Below are 16,194 nucleotides of genomic sequence, written 5' to 3'. Positions count from 1 at the left end.
TCGGGTCCCTTCAGGTCAGGAGAACAGCGCCCGGCCCCACCAGTCGTCCTTGTCGCGGACGCCCGGCGGGACGGCGAACAGCGCCGAACCCACGTGCTGGATGTACTCGTTGAGGGTGTCGTTCGCCGCCAGCGAGCGCTGCACGGGGATGAAGCCCTTGTGGACGTCGCGCTGGTAGGCGAGGAAGAACAGCCCCGCGTCCAGGCGGCCCAGACCGTCGGTGCCGTCGGTGAAGGAGTAGCCGCGGCGCAGGATCTTCGCGCCGCCGTTGGAGTCGGGGTGCGCGAGCCGCACATGCGCGGTCGGCAGCATCGCCTTCAGGAACGGCTCGTCGCGCTCCTTGGCCTTGCCGACCGGTGCGCCCTCGCCCTTGTCGCGGCCGAAGATGTCCTCCTGCTCGCTGAGCGGGGTGCGGTCCCAGGTCTCGATGTTCATCCGGATCCGGCGCGCCACGAGATACGAGCCGCCCGTCAGCCAGCCCGAGCCCTCCTTCTCGGAGACCCAGACATGCTTGTCGAGCGCGGCCGTGTCCGTACCCGCGATGTTCCGGGTGCCGTCCTTGAAGCCCATCATGTTGCGCGGGGTCTGCGCGTCGGGCGTCGTGGAGGAGGTCTTGCCGAAGCCCAGCTGCGACCAGCGGACGGCGACCTTGCCGAAGCCGATCCGGGCGAGGTTGCGGATCGCGTGCACGGCGACCTGCGGGTCGTCCGCGCAGGCCTGCACACAGATGTCGCCGTCGCTGCGCGCCGGGTCGAGATTGTCGCCGGGGAACGCGGGCAGCTCCGCCAGGGCAGCCGGGCGCTTGCCCTCCAGGCCGAAGCGGCCCTTGGCGAACAGGGACGGGCCGAAGCCGATGGTGAGGGTCAGCCGGGACGGCTTGAGGCCGAGCGCCTCGCCGGTGTCGTCCGGCGGCGCCTCGGCGAGGCCACCGAACGCGCCCTCGCCGACGGCCTGTCCGGCGGTCATGCGCTCCGCCGCCCGGGTCCAGTCCTTGAGCAACTGGACCAGCTCGGCGCGGTCCTTCGTCTTCACATCGAAGGTCGCGAAGTGCAGCCGGTCCTGTACGGCGGTGGCGATACCGGCCTGGTGCGCGCCGTGGAAGGGCACGGCCGCGCCGCTCTCGGCGGCGGGCACGGGCGTTTCCTGGCGGGTCAGGGCGACAGCGCCGCCGGCCGCGGCGGCGCCGAGCGCGAGCCCTGCACCGCCCCAGCCGATCAGCGAACGACGGGTCGGCGCCTGCTTGTTGGTGGTCTCCTCGGACATCTTCTGGTCCCCCCCTACTTCACGACGGCGGCGGCGAGCTTGGACAGGGGCTCCGCAAGGGAGTTGACGGCGTCCGACAGCTCCTTGCGCTCCGCCTTGCCGACCTTGTCGTACGAGGTGAACTCGTAGGAGGCCGGGTTCGTGCGGTACTTGTCGAGCAGCGTGTTCAGTGCCGCGAACTGCTTGTCCAGCTCGGCGACTAGCTTCGGGTTGTTCTTGGAAGCGACCGGCTTGAGCAGCTCGTACGACTTCTGCGCACCCTCGACGTTGCCCTTGAAGTCCACCAGGTCGGTGTGGCTGTAGCGCTCCTCCTCACCGGTGACCTTGCCGGTGGCGACCTCGTCGAGCAGCTCCTTGGCGCCGTTGGCCATGGAGGTCGGCGTGATCTCCGCCGTGCCGACCCGCTTCTGCCAGGCGGTCAGGTCGGTGATGAGGGTGGTGGCGAGGGTCTTCTCCTCGGCGCCGATCTTCTTGTCCTGCCACAGCGCCTTCTCCAGCGTGTGCCAGCCGGTCCACTTCTGGCCCTTCTCCAGGCCGTCCTCGCGGAGGTCCACCTTCGGGTCGATGTCACCGAAGGACTCAGCGACGGGCTCGGTGCGCTCCCAGCCGATACGCGAGTCGGCGTACGCCTTCTTCGCGGCCTCGATGTTGCCCGCCTGCACGGCGTCCGTGAAGACCTTGACCTTGGGCAGGGTCTCGTCGGCCTGGGCCTGCACATACGTGCGGTACTCGGCGACGGCCTTGTCCATCTCGGGGCTGCGCTTGGCGGCCTTGCCGCCGCCGGTGACGGTGATCTTCTGGCGGATGCCGTCGCCCTTCATGCCGGGCTTGCAGGCGATCTCGTAGTCGCCGGCCTTCACCTCGGCGGTGAGCTTCTGCTTGGTGCCGGGGCCGATGTTCTCGCGCTCGGAGACGATGCGGTCGTCCGGGAAGAGGAGGTAGACCTCGGTGACCTTGGTGCCCTTGTTCTCGATGGCCAGCTCGACATGGCCGGCCGGGAACTCCTTCTTCGACACCTCGCAGGCGTCGTCCTTCGCCGTGACGGAGACGGCTCCGTCTCCGCCCTTGGCCTCGCTCTTCTCGGCGCATCCCGTGACGGCGGTCAGAGCCGCAACGGTGGCGGCGGCGGTGACGACGGACAGACGGACGGGTCGCATACGGGCTCCACAAAGGACGAGTACCGGGGAACGGGCGGTGAGGCGGACCTAACTTAACCGAGGCTTACCTCACCACTACCCACCCGTCCAGTGATGTAGCTCTCAAATCCGCGCTACGGACACGGCACTGTCACGAGGAGGTCAAGCGAACATCACGCCGATCGTTCCCGTGTCGCCCTCTCTGCAGGCCCTCTACCTCTGCAGGCCCTCTACACCGCCCTCTTCGGTACGACCAGCGGCGCCCCGGTCCGCGGATGCGGCAGCACCTCGACCGGCTGACGGTAGACGCGGCTCAGCAGCTCGTCGTCCAGGACCCCGGCGGGCGGACCCTCGGCAGCTATCCGTCCGGCGTGGAGCACGGCGACCCGGTGCGCGTACGCGGCGGCGAGACCGAGGTCGTGCAGGACGACGACGACGGCGTCCCCGGCCGCGGCGCGCTCCCGGCAGACGCGGAGCACCAGCTCCTGGTGGCGCAGATCGAGCGCGGCGGTCGGCTCGTCGAGCAGGAGCAGAGGGGCGCGCTGGGCGAGTACGCGGGCCAGGGCGACCCGGGCGCGCTCGCCGCCGGACAGCGCGGAGAAGGGGCGCGCCGCGAATTCCGCCACCTCGGTGGCGGCCATCGCCTCGGCGACGGCCGCGTCGTCCTCGTCTTCCAGGGCGGTACCGGCCCAGGGTGCGCGTCCCATCCGTACGACGTCCTCCACCGGGAAGGGGAACGACAGGGTGGCGGACTGGGGCAGCACGGCCCGGCGCAGGGCCAGTTCGGGAGGGGACAGCTCGGCGGCCGGGCGGCCCGCGATCCGCAGCTCGCCCCGGGCCGCGGGCAGATCGGCGGCAAGGGCGGCGAGCATGGTCGACTTCCCGGCGCCGTTGGGCCCGACGAGCGCGAGCACCTCGCCGGCGCGGGCGTCGAGATCGACACCGCCGAGCACCTCGCGCTGCCCGAGCCGCACATGGAGTCCGCGCGCCTCGACGAGGGGGCTGCCGGGGGTGGGCGGAGCGGGCAGTTCGCGCCCGCGTGCGGCGAAGAGACGCTTCAGGGCCCTCATACCCAACCCCCTTGCCTACGACGGGTCCTGCGCAGCAGCAGGAAGAAGAACGGGCTGCCGAAGAGGGCGGTGAGCACACCGAGCGGAAGCTCCGCGGGCTCGGCGACGGTCCGCGCGGCGAGGTCGCCCGCGACAAGCATCAGCGCCCCGCCGAGCGCGCTGCCCGGGATGAGATAGCGGTGGCCGGAGCCGTGCGCCATCCGCAGCAGATGCGGCACGAGCAGGCCGACGAAGGTGATGATCCCCGCCACGGCGACAGCGGCGGCCGTGAGCAGCGCGACGACCAGTACGAGGGCGATACGGAGCCGCTCGACGTCGACACCGAGATGCCGGGCGGGCCGTTCGCCGAGGGCCAGCAGGTCCAGTTTGCGTGCGTAGAAAGGGGCGATGGCGAGCCCGGCGACCGCGCAGGGCAGTACGGCGAGCACCCTCGGCCAGGTCGACTGGGAGAGCGAGCCGAGCTGCCAGAAGGTGATCTGGGTGATCTGGGCGTTGTCCGCGAAGAAGATGAAGATCCCGATCAGGGCGCCGGCGAAGGCGTTGACGGCGATGCCGGTGAGGATCAGCGTGACGACCTCGGTCCGGCCGCCCGACCGGGACAGGGAGTACACGACAAGCACGGTGACCAGCCCGGCGACGAAGGCGCAGGCGGTCACGGTCCAGTTCCCCAGAAAACTCAGCCCGAGCGCGACGGCCCCGACGGCACCGACAGCCGCGCCGGAGGCGATCCCGATGATGGCGGGCTCGGCGAGGGGATTGCCGAAGACGCCCTGCATCAGCGCGCCGGCGCACCCGAGGGAGGCCCCGACGAGTAACGCGAGCACGACGCGCGGCAGCCGGACATTCCACAGGACGCTCTCCCCGACCCGGTCGAGGGCGTGCCCGCCGAGCCCGATGCGGTGCTGGAGGGAGGAGACGACGTCACCGAGGGGGATGTCGTAGGCGCCGAGCCCGGCGGAGAGGAGGGAGAGGACGAGGAGAGAGACGACGAGGGTCCCGGTGAGCAGGTACGCGCGGCGCCTTGCGGGCATGTCGGCCTCGGCGGCGTTTGAGGCGCGGGGGTCCGGGGGCGGAGCCCCCGGTTCGGGAAGGGGCGCGGTGGGTAACGAAGCCGCCGCAGGCGCAACGCCGGCCCCGGAAGCCCCGTTCACCGCAGGTGAGTTGGGCTCCACACCGCCCGGCGCGCCAGGACCGCCCGGTTGGGGTCGGCCCGCCACCGCACCGTCCCGCTCAGGGGCCGGAGGCCCAGGCTCCGCCCGGGCCTCCTCCGCAGACGTGGACGACATCCTCAACTTCCGTTCGCGTACAGCTGGTCGACCAGCGTCTTCAGCACCTGATCCGTGCGCGGCCCGTAGTTCAGGATCACCCCGTCGTCGACCGAGACGACCCTGCGGTCCATGCCCGCCGGCGTCTGCGCCACGCCCGGAATCTTGAGCAGCCCGTCAACCCCGCCCACCGACTCCAGCCCTTCCGTCATCACCAGCAGCGCCTCGGGCGCGGCCTTCGCCAGCGCCTCGCTCGTGATCGGCGTGAAGTCCTTCGTCAGACCGGACTCCTTGCCCGCGTCCACCGCGCCCGCCGCCTCCAGCAGCGATGTCGCCCCCGATTCGCTGCCGCCGATCAGATAGACCGACGCAGAGCCCCGCAGATACAGGAACGCGACCCGCGGCTTCTTCCCGTCCTTCGGCTGCGGAATCTTTTTCTGGACCGCGTCGATACGGCTCTGCGTGCGCTTCTTCAGCTCGTCGCCCGCCGGCTTGACCCCCAGCGCCGCCGCGACCACGTCGATCCGCGGCCCCACATCGGCCAGGCTCTTGCCCGGCTTGACCAGCACGACCGGGACGCCCGCGTCGCGTATCTGGTCGATGGCCTCGGCCGGACCGGTCAGGGTCTCGGCGAGGACGATCGTCGGCTTCAGCGACAACACGCTTTCCGCGGAGACATTGTGAGCGCGTGTCACCACGGGGAGTTTCTTGGCTTGTTCGAAGTTCGTCGCGTTGTCGCGGGCCACAACCTGCTTGCCGAAGCCGAGGGTGAAGACGATCTCGTTCAGCGCCGGAGTCAGCGGCACGATCCGCTCGGCCGACGCGACAGTGACTCTTTTCCCGTCCGCCGACGTCACGGTGACCGGCACCTGTGGCTTCGGTGCCGCGGCCAGCGGCTCGACCCGGTTGGGTGCGGCGGCGGCCCCGGCCTGCTTCCCGTTCGTGGCCGGTCCGGCGTCGTCCGTACTGCCGCATCCGCCGGCCGTCAGGGCTAGGGCGAGCACGGAAATCACCGCGCCGGCAAGGCGAGTTGTGCGCACCGGGACACCTTCCTCTTGTTCATTGTCTAACAGTGGTCGGCGGCAGTCTGCCATGGGGTGCTGCTCTGTCCAGTGGGAGTTCGTGCGACCGGAGGTCTTTCGGCCCCCGTCGCAGTCAGCTTAGGTTAGCCTTACTTCACTAGCCAGGGGGCGCGCTTGAGGAGCGGGACCCGCGGCGGACGGGCCGGTGTTTGAATGCCGGGGTGAACGAACTCGACGTGCTCGACGTACTCCAGGTCTTCTGCGGCGCCGACGGCCGCCACGGCAACACCCTCGGTGTCGTCCGCGACCCCCGCGCCTTCCCCGACCGGGCCTCCCGGCAGGCCCTCGCCGCCGAACTCGGGTTCAGCGAGACTGTGTTCGTCGACGACCCCGAGCGCGGCGTCGTCGACATCTACACCCCCGGCCTCCGGCTCCCCTTCGCCGGGCACCCCCTCGTCGGCGCCGCCTGGCTGCTCGATCTGGAGGTGGTGAATCCTCCCGCGGGCGAGGTGTGGGTGCGCCAGGACGGGGAGTTCACCTGGATCACGGCACGCGCGGAGTGGGCGCCGCCGCGCACGCTGCGGCAGTACGCCTCGGCCGCCGAGGTCGACGCGCTGGAGGTGCCGCCGCCCGGTGAGTGGATGTACGCGTGGGGATGGGAGGACGAGGCCGCCGGCCGGGTCCGGGCGCGTGCTTTCCCCGGGCGGGGCGACGGTATCGACGAGGACGAGGCGACCGGTGCCGCCGCACTGCTGCTCACCGACCGGCTGGGCCGGGCGCTGAACATCACGCAGGGCCGGGGGTCGCAGATCCTGACCGCACCCGGCCCCGACGGCGCGATCGAGATCGGCGGCCGCGTGCGCCTGGCGGCCCCCGTTCCCGCGCGCTGACTGCCGCTTACGCGCTGAGCGGGCCCCTTCGACGTGATTCGGTGGCGGCCCCCAGCTCGCGGAACACCGCGCCGTTGTAGTCGAACGCCCGCTTGCACTCGTCGACGATCCGCTGCTTCTCCAGATCGTCCGCGTTCACCGCGTCGAGCAGCTCCCGGTAACCCCGCTTGAACGCCGCCGGGTTGGGGATCTGCTCGAAGACGTAGAACCGCACCCCGTCGCCCTTGCGCGCGAAGCCCCAGGTCTTCTCCGCCTTGTCGCGGATGATCTGGCCGCCGGAGAGATCCCCGAGGTAGCGGGTGTAGTGGTGCGCGACATATCCCGCGGGCCAGCTGCGCGCGCAGTACGCGACCCGCTCGGCGTACGCGGCGGTCGCGGGCAGCGGCGCCAGCCCTGCGCGCCAGTCCGCGCCCCGCAGGTGTGCCAGGTCCCGCTCCAGCTCGGTCGTACGCATCAGCTCGGGCCGGATGAAGGGCCCCGCGACCGGGTCGTCCGCGAGCGACTCGGCGCCGTCCTCCAGCGCCCGGTACAAGAACCACAGCTGCTCGGTGTAGCGGGCGTATGCCGCCACGCCCAGCCGGCCGCCGAGCAGGTCGCTCATGAAGGTCGAGGTCTCCGCCTCGGTGTGCTGCTCGTGCGAAGCGATGCGGATGACCGTCGAGAAGGGCGTACCGGTTGTGGTGGTGGCGTCCAAGGCGGGCCTCCGGGGACCGATGGTGACGGGAAAGGAAGCGATGGCGGCACTGGCGCTTGCTGCCATCGATCTTCCTGCTTAGGCTTACCTAAGTCAATGTGTTCCCGACGTCCTGTCGGTAAAAACCCTACCCCTCGGAGCGATCAGGGCAACGTGAGAATTTCGGCCCCGCTCTCGGTCACCACGAGGGTGTGCTCGAACTGCGCGGTCCGCTTGCGGTCCTTGGTCACCACGGTCCAGCCGTCGTCCCACATGTCGTACTCGTGCGTGCCCAGCGTGAGCATCGGCTCGATCGTGAACGTCATGCCCGGCTGGATGACGGTCGTCGCGTGCGCCGCGTCGTAGTGCGGGATGATCAGCCCCGAGTGGAACGACGAGTTGATCCCGTGCCCGGTGAAGTCGCGGACCACGCCGTAGCCGAAGCGCTTGGCGTACGACTCGATGACCCGCCCGATGACATTGACCTGGCGGCCCGGCTTGACCGCCTTGATGGCGCGGTTGAGGGACTCCCGGGTCCGCTCGACCAGCAGCCGCGACTCCTCGTCGACGTCGCCGCAGAGGTAGGTGGCGTTGTTGTCGCCGTGTACGCCGTTGATGTACGCGGTGACGTCGAGGTTCACGATGTCGCCGTCGCGCAGGACCGTCGAGTCCGGGATCCCGTGACAGATGACCTCGTTGACCGAGGAGCACAGCGACTTGGGGAACCCGCGGTAGCCGAGCGTCGAGGGGTAGGCGCCGTGGTCGCACATGAACTCGTGCGCGACCCGGTCCAGTTCGTCCGTGGTCACGCCGGGCGAGATGTGCTTGGCGGCCTCCTCCATCGCCTGCGCGGCGATACGACCGGCGATGCGCATGCGCTCGACAGTGTCGGAGTCCTGGACCTCCGGCCCGGTGTACGGCGTCGGCGCGGGCTTCCCGACGTACTCGGGGCGCCGGATGTTGCCGGGGACGGAGCGGATGGGAGAGAGCTCCCCTGGTACGAGCAGCGACTGGCCAGACATGCCGCGAGTCTAACGAGGGGGTCCCTCCCTTGCCCGAAGGGCTAAGGGGGAGGCTGTGGGGCAGCATGGCGGGAGAGGAAGGAGCCGACGATGGCCCTGTTCAAGAAGCGCACGGTCGGAAAGCCGGGCGAGTGGTACTACTGCCTGGAGCACAAGAAGGTCGAGGAGGGCCCCGAGTGCCCGGCGAAGGACCGCTTCGGCCCGTACGCGACGCGCGGGGAGGCGGAGCAGGCGATGGAGACGGCGCGGGAGCGGAATCTGGAGTGGGAGACGGATCCGCGGTGGCATGACAAGTCCGCGACGGCGGGCGACGACGACGCGGAGTAACCGGGGCTCAAACGCCGGCGGGGCTGAATTTCAGCCCGTCCGGCGTTTGAGGACATGCGGCCGAAGGTCGCATACGGGGTCTGGGGCTTGCCCCAGTTCGGGAAGGGGCGGGTAGGGGACAAGGCCCGCCGCAGGCGCGGCGCGTCAGGCTCGCGCCGTTTCCTCCCGCTGCGCACGCCTCCGCACCGCATCCTCGTCCGTATCGGAGTCATACCCCAACAACCCCGGCAGCGCCGCTGCCAGCACCCCCACGGACGCCACGCACGCCACACCCCCGCCCCAGATCGCCGTGCGCGTCCCCGTCCAGCCCGCCATCACGCCCGCGCGGACCTGGCCCAGTTGGGGGCCCACGCTGTACGAGAGCACCTCGATGCCCGCCAGCCGGCCCCGCAGCTCCTCCGGGATCGTCTGGTTCCAGATGGTCGAGCGGCCCAGGCCGCTCAGCATGTCGCCCGCGCCCGCGAGCGCCAGGCACAGCAGTACCAGCCAGACGTTCGAGAACCAACCCGCCGCCGCGATGGCCAGGCCCCAGCCCGTGGCGCCGAAGACCACGAACCATCCGTGCCGCCGCACCCGGGACGTCCAGCCGCTGGTCAGGCTCAGCGCCACGGAGCCGACCGAGCCCGCCGCGTACATGAGGCCAAGCGCCCACTCCGCGTCCAGTTCGTCCGCGAGGAACGGGAAGATCGTGTTCGGGAAGGCTAAGAACATCGCCGCCAGGTCGATGGCATACGTACCGAGCAGCACAGGCCGCGACCAGGCGTAGCGCGCCCCCTCCGCGATGCCTCGCAGCGACGGCTTCTCGGCGTCGTGCGCGGGCGGCGCGGGGGCCAGGCGCAGGCACAGCAGTACGGACGCGACGAAGCCGAGGACCGTGATCGCGTACGCCGGTGCGTGACCCGCGTACGCAACGACCAGACCCGCCAGCGCCGGACCCGCGATCGCGCCGAGCTGCCAGCGCAGAGCGTTGAGCGCGGCCGCCGCCGTCAGCTGGTCGTGCGGGACGATACGGGCCATCAGCGAGTCCAGCGCCGGGCGTTGCAGACCGGCCAGCGCGGAGACGCCGGCCGCGACCACGTACAGCGGCCAGAGCATGGGCTCGGGCAGCAGCGCGTTCACCAGCAGGATCACGGCCAGCAGGCCCAGGCCCGCCTCGGTGCCCAGGATCAGCTTGCGGCGGTCGGCCGCGTCCGCCAGCGCCCCGCCGTACAGGCCGAAGACCACCAGCGGCACGAGTTCCACCGCGCCCATCGCACCCACCGCGAGCGGTGATCCGGTGAGGTCCTTGATCTGGAGCGGCAGCGCGACCATCGCCATGAAGCTGCCGAAGTAGGTGACCAGGCCCTGGATCCACAGCAGCCGGAAGTCGCGGGACGACCGCCACGGCGACAGGTCGGGCAGCACGGCGGAGAGGCGGCGGGGCTTGGAGGGCTTGGAGGTCACGAGGGGCCATCGTCCGGGCCCTCGTGGCCACCGGCAACCGAATTACCAGCGGGCCGGCGGCGGTGACGTGAGCTGGTCCGCGAGCCGCGAGAGCCGGTCCCTGAGCCGCCGCCGCCCGCGCGCCACGGGCACCACGTTCTCCCCGGCCGCCGCGCTCACCAGATGCTGCACCGTGTCGATGTCGACCTCGTCGACCCGGTCCGCCACCGTCAGCGACTCGTGCGCCAGACCGCGCACCTCCGCGTCCCCGCCGTCCAGGGCCAGCACCGTCGCTCCGGCCCGCCGTGCGTCGTGCACCCGCTCGAGGAGCCCCGCGTCCGGCCGCGTGGGGGCCACCACCAGCAGGGTCTCGCCGCGTCGTGCCGCCTCAAGTCTGCCGAGCCCGACGGCCAGTTGGGCCGGGTCCCCGGGCCGCACCCGGTGCCGTACGAGCGTCGGGGTCAGCTCGGGCTGCCCCGACCAGGCCGCCTCGTCCACGAGATGCGCGGCCAGATGCCACGGCTCGTACTCCTCGGTCCCCACCAGCAACAGCCCGCCGCCCTGCGGCACCACCGACGACCGCAGCACCCCGGCGAAGCGCCGGGTCGCCGCCGGCCACTCCGTACCGGCGAGGACCTCACGCAGCAGCGCGACCCTTACGGCATCCATGGCCCCGCATCCTGCACCACGGCCGTACCGGGCGGGCCGGATTGCGGGCGACTCACCCGATCGGGCGCCGATACCAGGAAGTAAGGTCGGGCGCATGACTTCTCGTGACAGTGCAGGCACCGCGCCGAAGGCCCCCGCCAAGGACCCCTGGGACCTTCCCGACGTATCCGGCCTGGTCGTCGGCGTTCTCGGCGGCACCGGGGACCAGGGCCGCGGGCTCGCGTACCGGCTGGCCAGGGCGGGCCAGAAGGTGATCATCGGCTCCCGCGCCACGGAGCGCGCCGAGACCGCGGCCGCCGAGCTGGGCCTCGGCATCGAGGGCGCCGACAACGCCGAGTGCGCGCGGCGCAGCGACGTGGTGATCGTGGCCGTGCCGTGGGACGGGCACGCCAAGACCCTCGAAACCCTGCAGAAGGAGCTCGTGGGCAAGCTCGTCGTCGACTGCGTCAACCCGCTCGGCTTCGACAAGAAGGGCGCGTACGCCCTCAAGCCGGAGGAGGGCAGCGCCGCCGAGCAGGCCGCCGCCCTGCTGCCGGACTCGCGGGTGACCGCCGCCTTCCACCATCTGTCCGCCGTACTGCTGCAGGACGAGTCGATCGAGGAGATCGACACCGATGTGATGGTGCTGGGCGAGGTGCGCGCGGACACCGACATCGTGCAGGCGCTGGCGGGCCGCATCCCGGGCATGCGCGGAGTCTTCGCGGGCCGGCTGCGCAATGCCCACCAGGTCGAGTCGCTGGTCGCCAACCTGATCTCGGTGAACCGCCGCTACAAGGCGCACGCGGGTCTGCGCGTCACCGACGTGTAGGCGGTGACAGGGACGGGCGGAGGCATGGGGGACACTGGACGGCGTATGTCATCAGTACCCCGACAGGAGCCGTACCCCATGCCCCGCCTCGCTCTGTACTCACTCGTCGTCTGCATCCTCGCCGTCGCCGCGGCGGTGGTGTCCTTCGTGCAGGGCCTCTGGCTCGGGATCGTGTGGGTGCTGCTGGCCGGGCTCGCGTCGAACATGGCGTGGTACTACCTGCGCCGGGCCAGGGCCGAGCGCCAGACCCGCGGGGCTACCGGTTGAGGACCGACTCGCAGAAGTCGCTCGTCTGCCAGAAGCGGTAGAAGTCCTGCCCGCAGTACGTCTCCGCCTCGCTGATCCCCAGTCCCCGCAGGATCGCGTCGATGGCGTCGAAGAACGCGTGGTTCACCTCGGGGATGAACAGCACGCCGAAGACCGCGAGCAGCCCGAAGGGTGCGAACGGCTCGACCTGGCGGCGGATCTTGTACGAGAGCCACGGTTCGATCACGCCGTAGCCGTCGAGGCCGGGCACCGGCAGGGAGTTCAAAATCGCGGCGGTGATCTGGAGCAGGCCCAGGAACGCGAGCGCGAAGCGGAAGACCACCGGCACCCCGTCCAGCGCGTCCAGCCAGAACGGCGCGGTGCACACGAGCGCGAACAGTACGTTCGTCAGCGGCCCCGCCGCCGAGATCAGGCTGTGCTTCCAGCGGCCCCGGATACGGCCCCGCTCGATGAAGACCGCGCCGCCCGGCAGGCCGATGCCGCCCATGATCACGAACAGCACCGGAAGCACGATGCTCAGCAGCGCATGCGTGTACTTGAGCGGATTGAGCGTCAAGTACCCCTTTGTGCCGATGGAGATGTCGCCGCTGTGCAGCGCCGTGCGGGCGTGCGCGTACTCGTGCAGACACAGCGAGACGATCCACGCCGACGTCACGAACAGGAACACGGCGACGCCCGGGGTCGCCGCGAAGTCCGTCCACACCGCCCAGCCGGTCACCGCCATCACGGCGACGATCCCGAGGAACACCGGACTGATGCGCCGGTCGCTGTGGCGAGAGGTGGCGGTGGTCATGGGTGCGGCTCCTGAGGGCTGGGGGTCTCCCCACGCCCGCCAGGGCGTAGGGGGAGGGACGTGCTGATCGACCGTACCGGTGACGTGGGGAGAACGTCCCGGGGATGTGCCGGGGTTCCTGCTGCGCGGGCCCGGATCGGCACCGGTGACAATGGTCGGGTGCACTATCGGGTTCTCGGCACCACTCAGGCACTTCACGACGACGGCACGCCCGTCGCGCTCGGCGGTGCGCGGCTGCGCGCGCTGCTGACCGTGCTGGCGCTACGGGCCGGACGTACGGTCCCGGTCGGCGTCCTCGTCGACGACGTGTGGGACGGCGATCCGCCGGCGGACGCGGTGGCCGCGGTACAGGCGCTCGTCGGGCGGCTGCGGCGGGCGCTGGGTCATGCGGCGGTCGCCTCCGCGGACGGCGGCGGATACCGGCTGTGCGCATCGAGCGACGATGTGGACCTCCACCGGTTCGACCGGCTTGCGGGCGAGGGAGCGCGGGCGCTGGACGAGGGCGACGCGGTGAAGGCGGCAGCCCTCCTCGACGACGCGCTGGCGCTCTGGCAGGGGCCGGTGCTGGCCGACCTCCCGGGCCGCGGGCCCGAGGCAGCACGCTGGGAGGCCCGCCGGCTGGACGCCCGCCGGGCCCACCTGGCGACGGCGCTCGCGCTCGGCCGCGCGGAGGAGGCACTGCCGGAGCTCGCCGCGCTGTGCGAGGCGCACCCGCTGGACGAACGCCTCCAGGTGCTGCGCCTGCGGGCGCTGCGGGACGCGGGGCGGGGGGCGGAGGCGCTGGCGGCGTACGAGGAGGTACGCCTGCTACTGGCCGACAGTCTGGGCGCGGACCCGAGCCATGAACTGCGGTCGCTGCACGGGGAGTTGCTCTCTCCGTCGCTCGCCGATTCAGCCCAGCCGGCGTTCGAGGCGCGGGGGTCCGGGGGCGGAGCCCCCCACGCGGCGGAGCCGCAAAGTGTCACAGCGGGAAGGGGCGGGGCGGGGCTGTATCGATCTGCGGCTCCGCCGCGCGGGCCCGCCGCAGGCGCGCCCCCCACCCCCGGCAACCTGCGCGCCCGCCTCACCTCCTTCGTCGGGCGCGACGCCGACATCCACACCATCCACGGCGACCTCTCCGCCGCCCGGCTCGTCACCCTGCTCGGTCCCGGCGGCGCCGGGAAGACGCGGTTGTCGCAGGAGGCCGCCGAGCGGGTCGCCGGGAACGCGGAGAGTCCGTGGCCGGACGGGGTCTGGCTCGCCGAACTCGCGCCCGTGGACGACCCGGAGACCGTCCCCGAGGCCGTCCTCACCGCGCTCGGCGCGCGCGAGACCGTGCTGCGCGGCGCCGGTGCCGAGGAGATGCGGGCCGCGGAGCGGCACAGTGACGACGCCCTCGTACGGCTGACCGAGCACTGCGCACGCCGCCACATGCTCCTGCTCCTCGACAACTGCGAGCATGTCGTCGGCGCCGCCGCCACCCTTGCCGAGCGGCTGCTCGAAAGCTGCCCGGGCGTCACGGTGCTGGCGACCAGCCGCGAACCACTGGGCGTGCCGGGCGAGTTGGTGCGCCCGGTGGACCCGCTGCCCGACCCGATGGCGCTGCGCCTGCTCGCCGACCGCGGCGCGGCGGCGAAGCCCGGCTTCCGTATCGAGGACGACCCGGAGGCCGCCGCCGAGATCTGCCACCGACTCGACGGACTCCCGCTCGCCATCGAACTCGCCGCCGCCCGGCTGCGGATGCTCAGCTCGCGCCAGATCGCCGACCGTCTCGACGACCGCTTCCGCCTGCTGACGAGCGGAAGCCGCACCGTACTGCCGCGCCAGCAGACACTCCGTGCCGTCGTCGACTGGTCCTGGGACCTCCTCGACGACGCCGAACGCGCCGTACTGCGGCGGCTGTCGGTCTTCGCGGGCGGCTGCGACCTCCCCGCCGCCGAGGCCGTCTGTGCGGAGCCGGGCGAGGACCTCGACGTCGCCGACGTACTCGGATCCCTGATCGACAAGTCCCTCGTCGTCGCCGCCCCCACCCCCGACGGCCGGATGCGCTACCGCCTCCTCGAAACCGTCGGAGAGTACGCGTCCGAGCGCCTCGACCAGGCCGCCGAACGCGCCACCGTGGAGCGGCGGCACCTGGTCCACTACCGGGAGCTGGCGCGCGCCACCGACCCCCTGCTGCGCGGCTCCGGCCAGCGCGCGGCCGTCGATCTGCTGCAGCTCGAGTACGAGAATCTGCGCACCGCGCTGCGCCGCGCCGTCGCCGCCCGCGACGAGCACGAGGCGCTCTGCCTCGTTCTCTTCCTGTCCTGGTACTGGCAGATGCGGGATCTGCGCACCGAGGCCCGCCACTGGGCCACGGCCGTCGGCGAGCTCGGCCCCGATCCCTTCGAGCCGCCCGTCGAGCCCGCGCCGCCGATCACCGAACGGTTCACGGACGCGCCGCCGCCCATGTCGCCCGAGCTGCTCCAGGAGGCCCGGCGCGGTGCCGCGCTGATCCGGATGGTCTTCATGGACTACGACATCGACGAGTGGACCACCCCGGCGAAGATCGAGCGGCTGCGCGGGATCACCCAGGCCTACCGGCCAGGGCTGCCGCAGACCTGCCGTCCGCCGGGCTCGCTCTGGTTCTTCGCCGTCGTGATGACCGGAGAGGCCGAGCAGCTGAAGATTCTGCTCGACAAGAGCGTCGAGGCCTGCCGGGAGTTCGGTTACGAGTGGGAGCTCGCCGCCTCGCTCCAGGCGCGGGCCAATGTCCTCGCCAACCGCAGCGAGTGGGCCGGTGACGCGGCCCTCGACGCCGACGAGTCGCTGGAGATCTTCATCCGGCTCGGCGATGCCTGGGGCGCCGCCGAGGCCCTGTCCGCGCGCGGCGAGGCACGCGAGCGCCGCGGCGAATACCCGCTCGCCGCCGAGGACTTCACGGCCGCCATCGCGTACGCCGAGCAGATCGGCGCCCAGGCCCAGACGGCGGTGCTGCGCTCCCGTCTCGGCGGCATCCTGCTGGAGATGGGGGAGGGCGAGCGGGGCGAGGACCTGATCCGTGAGGTGCTGGCCGACACTGTGGGCGCAGGCAACGAGCCGACAGCCTTCGCCCGGCTGTACCTCGCTCTGTGGCTTGGCCGCACGGGCCGCAGCCAGGAGGCGCGTGCCGAGGTCGAGCTGCTGCTGGTGCAGTTCCAGTCCAACACCATGGCGATCTTCGAGGGCATGGTGACCGGCTTCCTGGCCTGGCTGGACCTTCTCGACGGCGACTACGAGCAGTCCCTGAGCAGAGCGCGCCACGCGCTGGAGAAGGCGCGGGACCCGCTGACCCAGCTGGTCGCCCCCCAGATGCCCTCGCTGCACCTGGTGACCGCCGCCGGTGCGCTGGCCCTGGGACAGCCGGACCGCGCGCCGGACGCGGCCCGGCTGATCGGAGCCTCCGACGCCCTGCTGCCACCGCGCCACTTCGCGGCCCGGCAGGAGCGGGAGAACCGGGCCGCCTCCGAGGCGGCAGCCCGCGCGGCGCTCGGGGACGCCGCGTACGAGGCCGCATACGCCGAAGGCGGCAGCCTCACCCTGGATGAGGCCGCCGCCCTGGTGTGAACC

The 16,194-nt window shown here is 71.7% G+C and carries 15 protein-coding genes; 5 read left to right on the top strand and 10 right to left on the bottom strand.

Going from position 1 to position 16,194, the window contains the following annotated elements:
• Positions 1 to 15 precede the first annotated feature (15 nt).
• From efeB to ABZS64_RS00425, 5 genes are all read right to left on the bottom strand, one after another.
• Positions 16 to 1,263, bottom strand: a complete 1,248-nt coding sequence (efeB, locus tag ABZS64_RS00445) for an iron uptake transporter deferrochelatase/peroxidase subunit (RefSeq protein ID WP_355821501.1) — start codon at positions 1,261 to 1,263, stop codon at positions 16 to 18.
• A gap of 14 nt (positions 1,264 to 1,277) precedes the next feature.
• A complete protein-coding gene (efeO, locus tag ABZS64_RS00440; protein ID WP_355821499.1) occupies positions 1,278 to 2,420 on the bottom strand; it encodes an iron uptake system protein EfeO in 1,143 nt (380 codons plus the stop codon).
• Positions 2,421 to 2,629: 209 nt separating this feature from the next.
• On the bottom strand, positions 2,630 to 3,469 hold the full coding sequence (locus ABZS64_RS00435; protein ID WP_355821497.1) for a heme ABC transporter ATP-binding protein: 840 nt from the start codon (positions 3,467 to 3,469) through the stop codon (positions 2,630 to 2,632).
• Positions 3,466 to 4,500, bottom strand: coding sequence for an iron ABC transporter permease (locus ABZS64_RS00430; RefSeq protein ID WP_355821495.1), 1,035 nt, complete (start codon positions 4,498 to 4,500; stop codon positions 3,466 to 3,468). The genes ABZS64_RS00435 and ABZS64_RS00430 overlap by 4 nt, the downstream gene beginning before the upstream one ends.
• 257 nt (positions 4,501 to 4,757) lie before the next feature.
• Positions 4,758 to 5,828, bottom strand: a complete 1,071-nt coding sequence (locus ABZS64_RS00425) for an ABC transporter substrate-binding protein (RefSeq protein WP_355821493.1) — start codon at positions 5,826 to 5,828, stop codon at positions 4,758 to 4,760.
• 149 nt (positions 5,829 to 5,977) lie between these two features.
• Between ABZS64_RS00425 and ABZS64_RS00420 the strand changes: the two genes are divergently transcribed.
• On the top strand, positions 5,978 to 6,646 hold the full coding sequence (locus ABZS64_RS00420; RefSeq protein ID WP_355821491.1) for a PhzF family phenazine biosynthesis protein: 669 nt from the start codon (positions 5,978 to 5,980) through the stop codon (positions 6,644 to 6,646).
• Between the two features lie 7 nt (positions 6,647 to 6,653).
• Here ABZS64_RS00420 and ABZS64_RS00415 read toward each other — a convergent pair whose 3' ends face one another.
• Positions 6,654 to 7,340, bottom strand: a complete 687-nt coding sequence (locus ABZS64_RS00415; RefSeq protein ID WP_355822071.1) for a biliverdin-producing heme oxygenase — start codon at positions 7,338 to 7,340, stop codon at positions 6,654 to 6,656.
• Positions 7,341 to 7,483: 143 nt separating this feature from the next.
• Complete coding sequence (gene map / locus ABZS64_RS00410; RefSeq protein ID WP_355821489.1) at positions 7,484 to 8,341, bottom strand: type I methionyl aminopeptidase; 858 nt, start codon at positions 8,339 to 8,341, stop codon at positions 7,484 to 7,486.
• A 90-nt stretch (positions 8,342 to 8,431) separates the two neighbouring features.
• Here map and ABZS64_RS00405 point away from each other — a divergent pair, with 90 nt between their 5' ends.
• Positions 8,432 to 8,668 carry a hypothetical protein gene (locus ABZS64_RS00405; protein ID WP_355821487.1) on the top strand — a complete coding sequence of 79 codons (237 nt, stop codon included), beginning with the start codon at positions 8,432 to 8,434 and terminating at the stop codon, positions 8,666 to 8,668.
• Between the two features lie 144 nt (positions 8,669 to 8,812).
• Here ABZS64_RS00405 and ABZS64_RS00400 read toward each other — a convergent pair whose 3' ends face one another.
• A complete protein-coding gene (locus ABZS64_RS00400) occupies positions 8,813 to 10,111 on the bottom strand; it encodes an MFS transporter (RefSeq protein WP_355821485.1) in 1,299 nt (432 codons plus the stop codon).
• A gap of 42 nt (positions 10,112 to 10,153) precedes the next feature.
• Positions 10,154 to 10,759, bottom strand: coding sequence for a hypothetical protein (locus tag ABZS64_RS00395; RefSeq protein ID WP_355821483.1), 606 nt, complete (start codon positions 10,757 to 10,759; stop codon positions 10,154 to 10,156).
• Between the two features lie 94 nt (positions 10,760 to 10,853).
• Between ABZS64_RS00395 and npdG the strand changes: the two genes are divergently transcribed.
• On the top strand, positions 10,854 to 11,567 hold the full coding sequence (gene npdG, locus ABZS64_RS00390) for an NADPH-dependent F420 reductase (RefSeq protein ID WP_355821481.1): 714 nt from the start codon (positions 10,854 to 10,856) through the stop codon (positions 11,565 to 11,567).
• Positions 11,568 to 11,591: 24 nt separating this feature from the next.
• Positions 11,592 to 11,834, top strand: coding sequence for a hypothetical protein (locus ABZS64_RS00385; RefSeq protein WP_355821479.1), 243 nt, complete (start codon positions 11,592 to 11,594; stop codon positions 11,832 to 11,834).
• On the opposite strand, the gene ABZS64_RS00380 is transcribed toward ABZS64_RS00385, so the two are convergent.
• Entirely contained in the window at positions 11,824 to 12,627 is an 804-nt protein-coding gene (locus tag ABZS64_RS00380; RefSeq protein ID WP_355821477.1) for a site-2 protease family protein, read from the bottom strand. The two genes, ABZS64_RS00385 and ABZS64_RS00380, sit on opposite strands and share 11 nt — an antisense overlap.
• Positions 12,628 to 12,786: 159 nt before the next feature.
• Here ABZS64_RS00380 and ABZS64_RS00375 point away from each other — a divergent pair, with 159 nt between their 5' ends.
• Positions 12,787 to 16,191: a BTAD domain-containing putative transcriptional regulator gene (locus ABZS64_RS00375; RefSeq protein WP_355821475.1), complete on the top strand. Its 3,405-nt coding sequence runs from the start codon at positions 12,787 to 12,789 to the stop codon at positions 16,189 to 16,191.
• The last annotated feature ends 3 nt before the right edge of the window (positions 16,192 to 16,194 follow it).

Origin of the sequence: Streptomyces sp. NPDC005408 (assembly GCF_040606445.1) — a bacterium.
Lineage (GTDB): Bacteria > Actinomycetota > Actinomycetes > Streptomycetales > Streptomycetaceae > Streptomyces.
The sequence above is the reverse complement of the archived record's forward strand: the minus strand, read 5'-3'. Positions and strand labels throughout refer to the sequence as shown.

Bases quoted from the DNA above. Each gene is read 5' to 3' on its own strand.
- efeB (WP_355821501.1), bottom strand. From the start codon at position 1,263: ATGTCCGAGGAGACCACCAACAAGCAGGCGCCGACCCGTCGTTCGCTG.
- efeO (WP_355821499.1), bottom strand. From the start codon at position 2,420: ATGCGACCCGTCCGTCTGTCCGTCGTCACCGCCGCCGCCACCGTTGCG.
- ABZS64_RS00435 (WP_355821497.1), bottom strand. From the start codon at position 3,469: ATGAGGGCCCTGAAGCGTCTCTTCGCCGCACGCGGGCGCGAACTGCCC.
- ABZS64_RS00430 (WP_355821495.1), bottom strand. From the start codon at position 4,500: ATGCCCGCAAGGCGCCGCGCGTACCTGCTCACCGGGACCCTCGTCGTC.
- ABZS64_RS00425 (WP_355821493.1), bottom strand. From the start codon at position 5,828: ATGGCAGACTGCCGCCGACCACTGTTAGACAATGAACAAGAGGAAGGT.
- map (WP_355821489.1), bottom strand. From the start codon at position 8,341: ATGTCTGGCCAGTCGCTGCTCGTACCAGGGGAGCTCTCTCCCATCCGC.
- ABZS64_RS00405 (WP_355821487.1), top strand. From the start codon at position 8,432: ATGGCCCTGTTCAAGAAGCGCACGGTCGGAAAGCCGGGCGAGTGGTAC.
- ABZS64_RS00395 (WP_355821483.1), bottom strand. From the start codon at position 10,759: ATGGATGCCGTAAGGGTCGCGCTGCTGCGTGAGGTCCTCGCCGGTACG.
- npdG (WP_355821481.1), top strand. From the start codon at position 10,854: ATGACTTCTCGTGACAGTGCAGGCACCGCGCCGAAGGCCCCCGCCAAG.
- ABZS64_RS00385 (WP_355821479.1), top strand. From the start codon at position 11,592: ATGGGGGACACTGGACGGCGTATGTCATCAGTACCCCGACAGGAGCCG.
- ABZS64_RS00380 (WP_355821477.1), bottom strand. From the start codon at position 12,627: ATGACCACCGCCACCTCTCGCCACAGCGACCGGCGCATCAGTCCGGTG.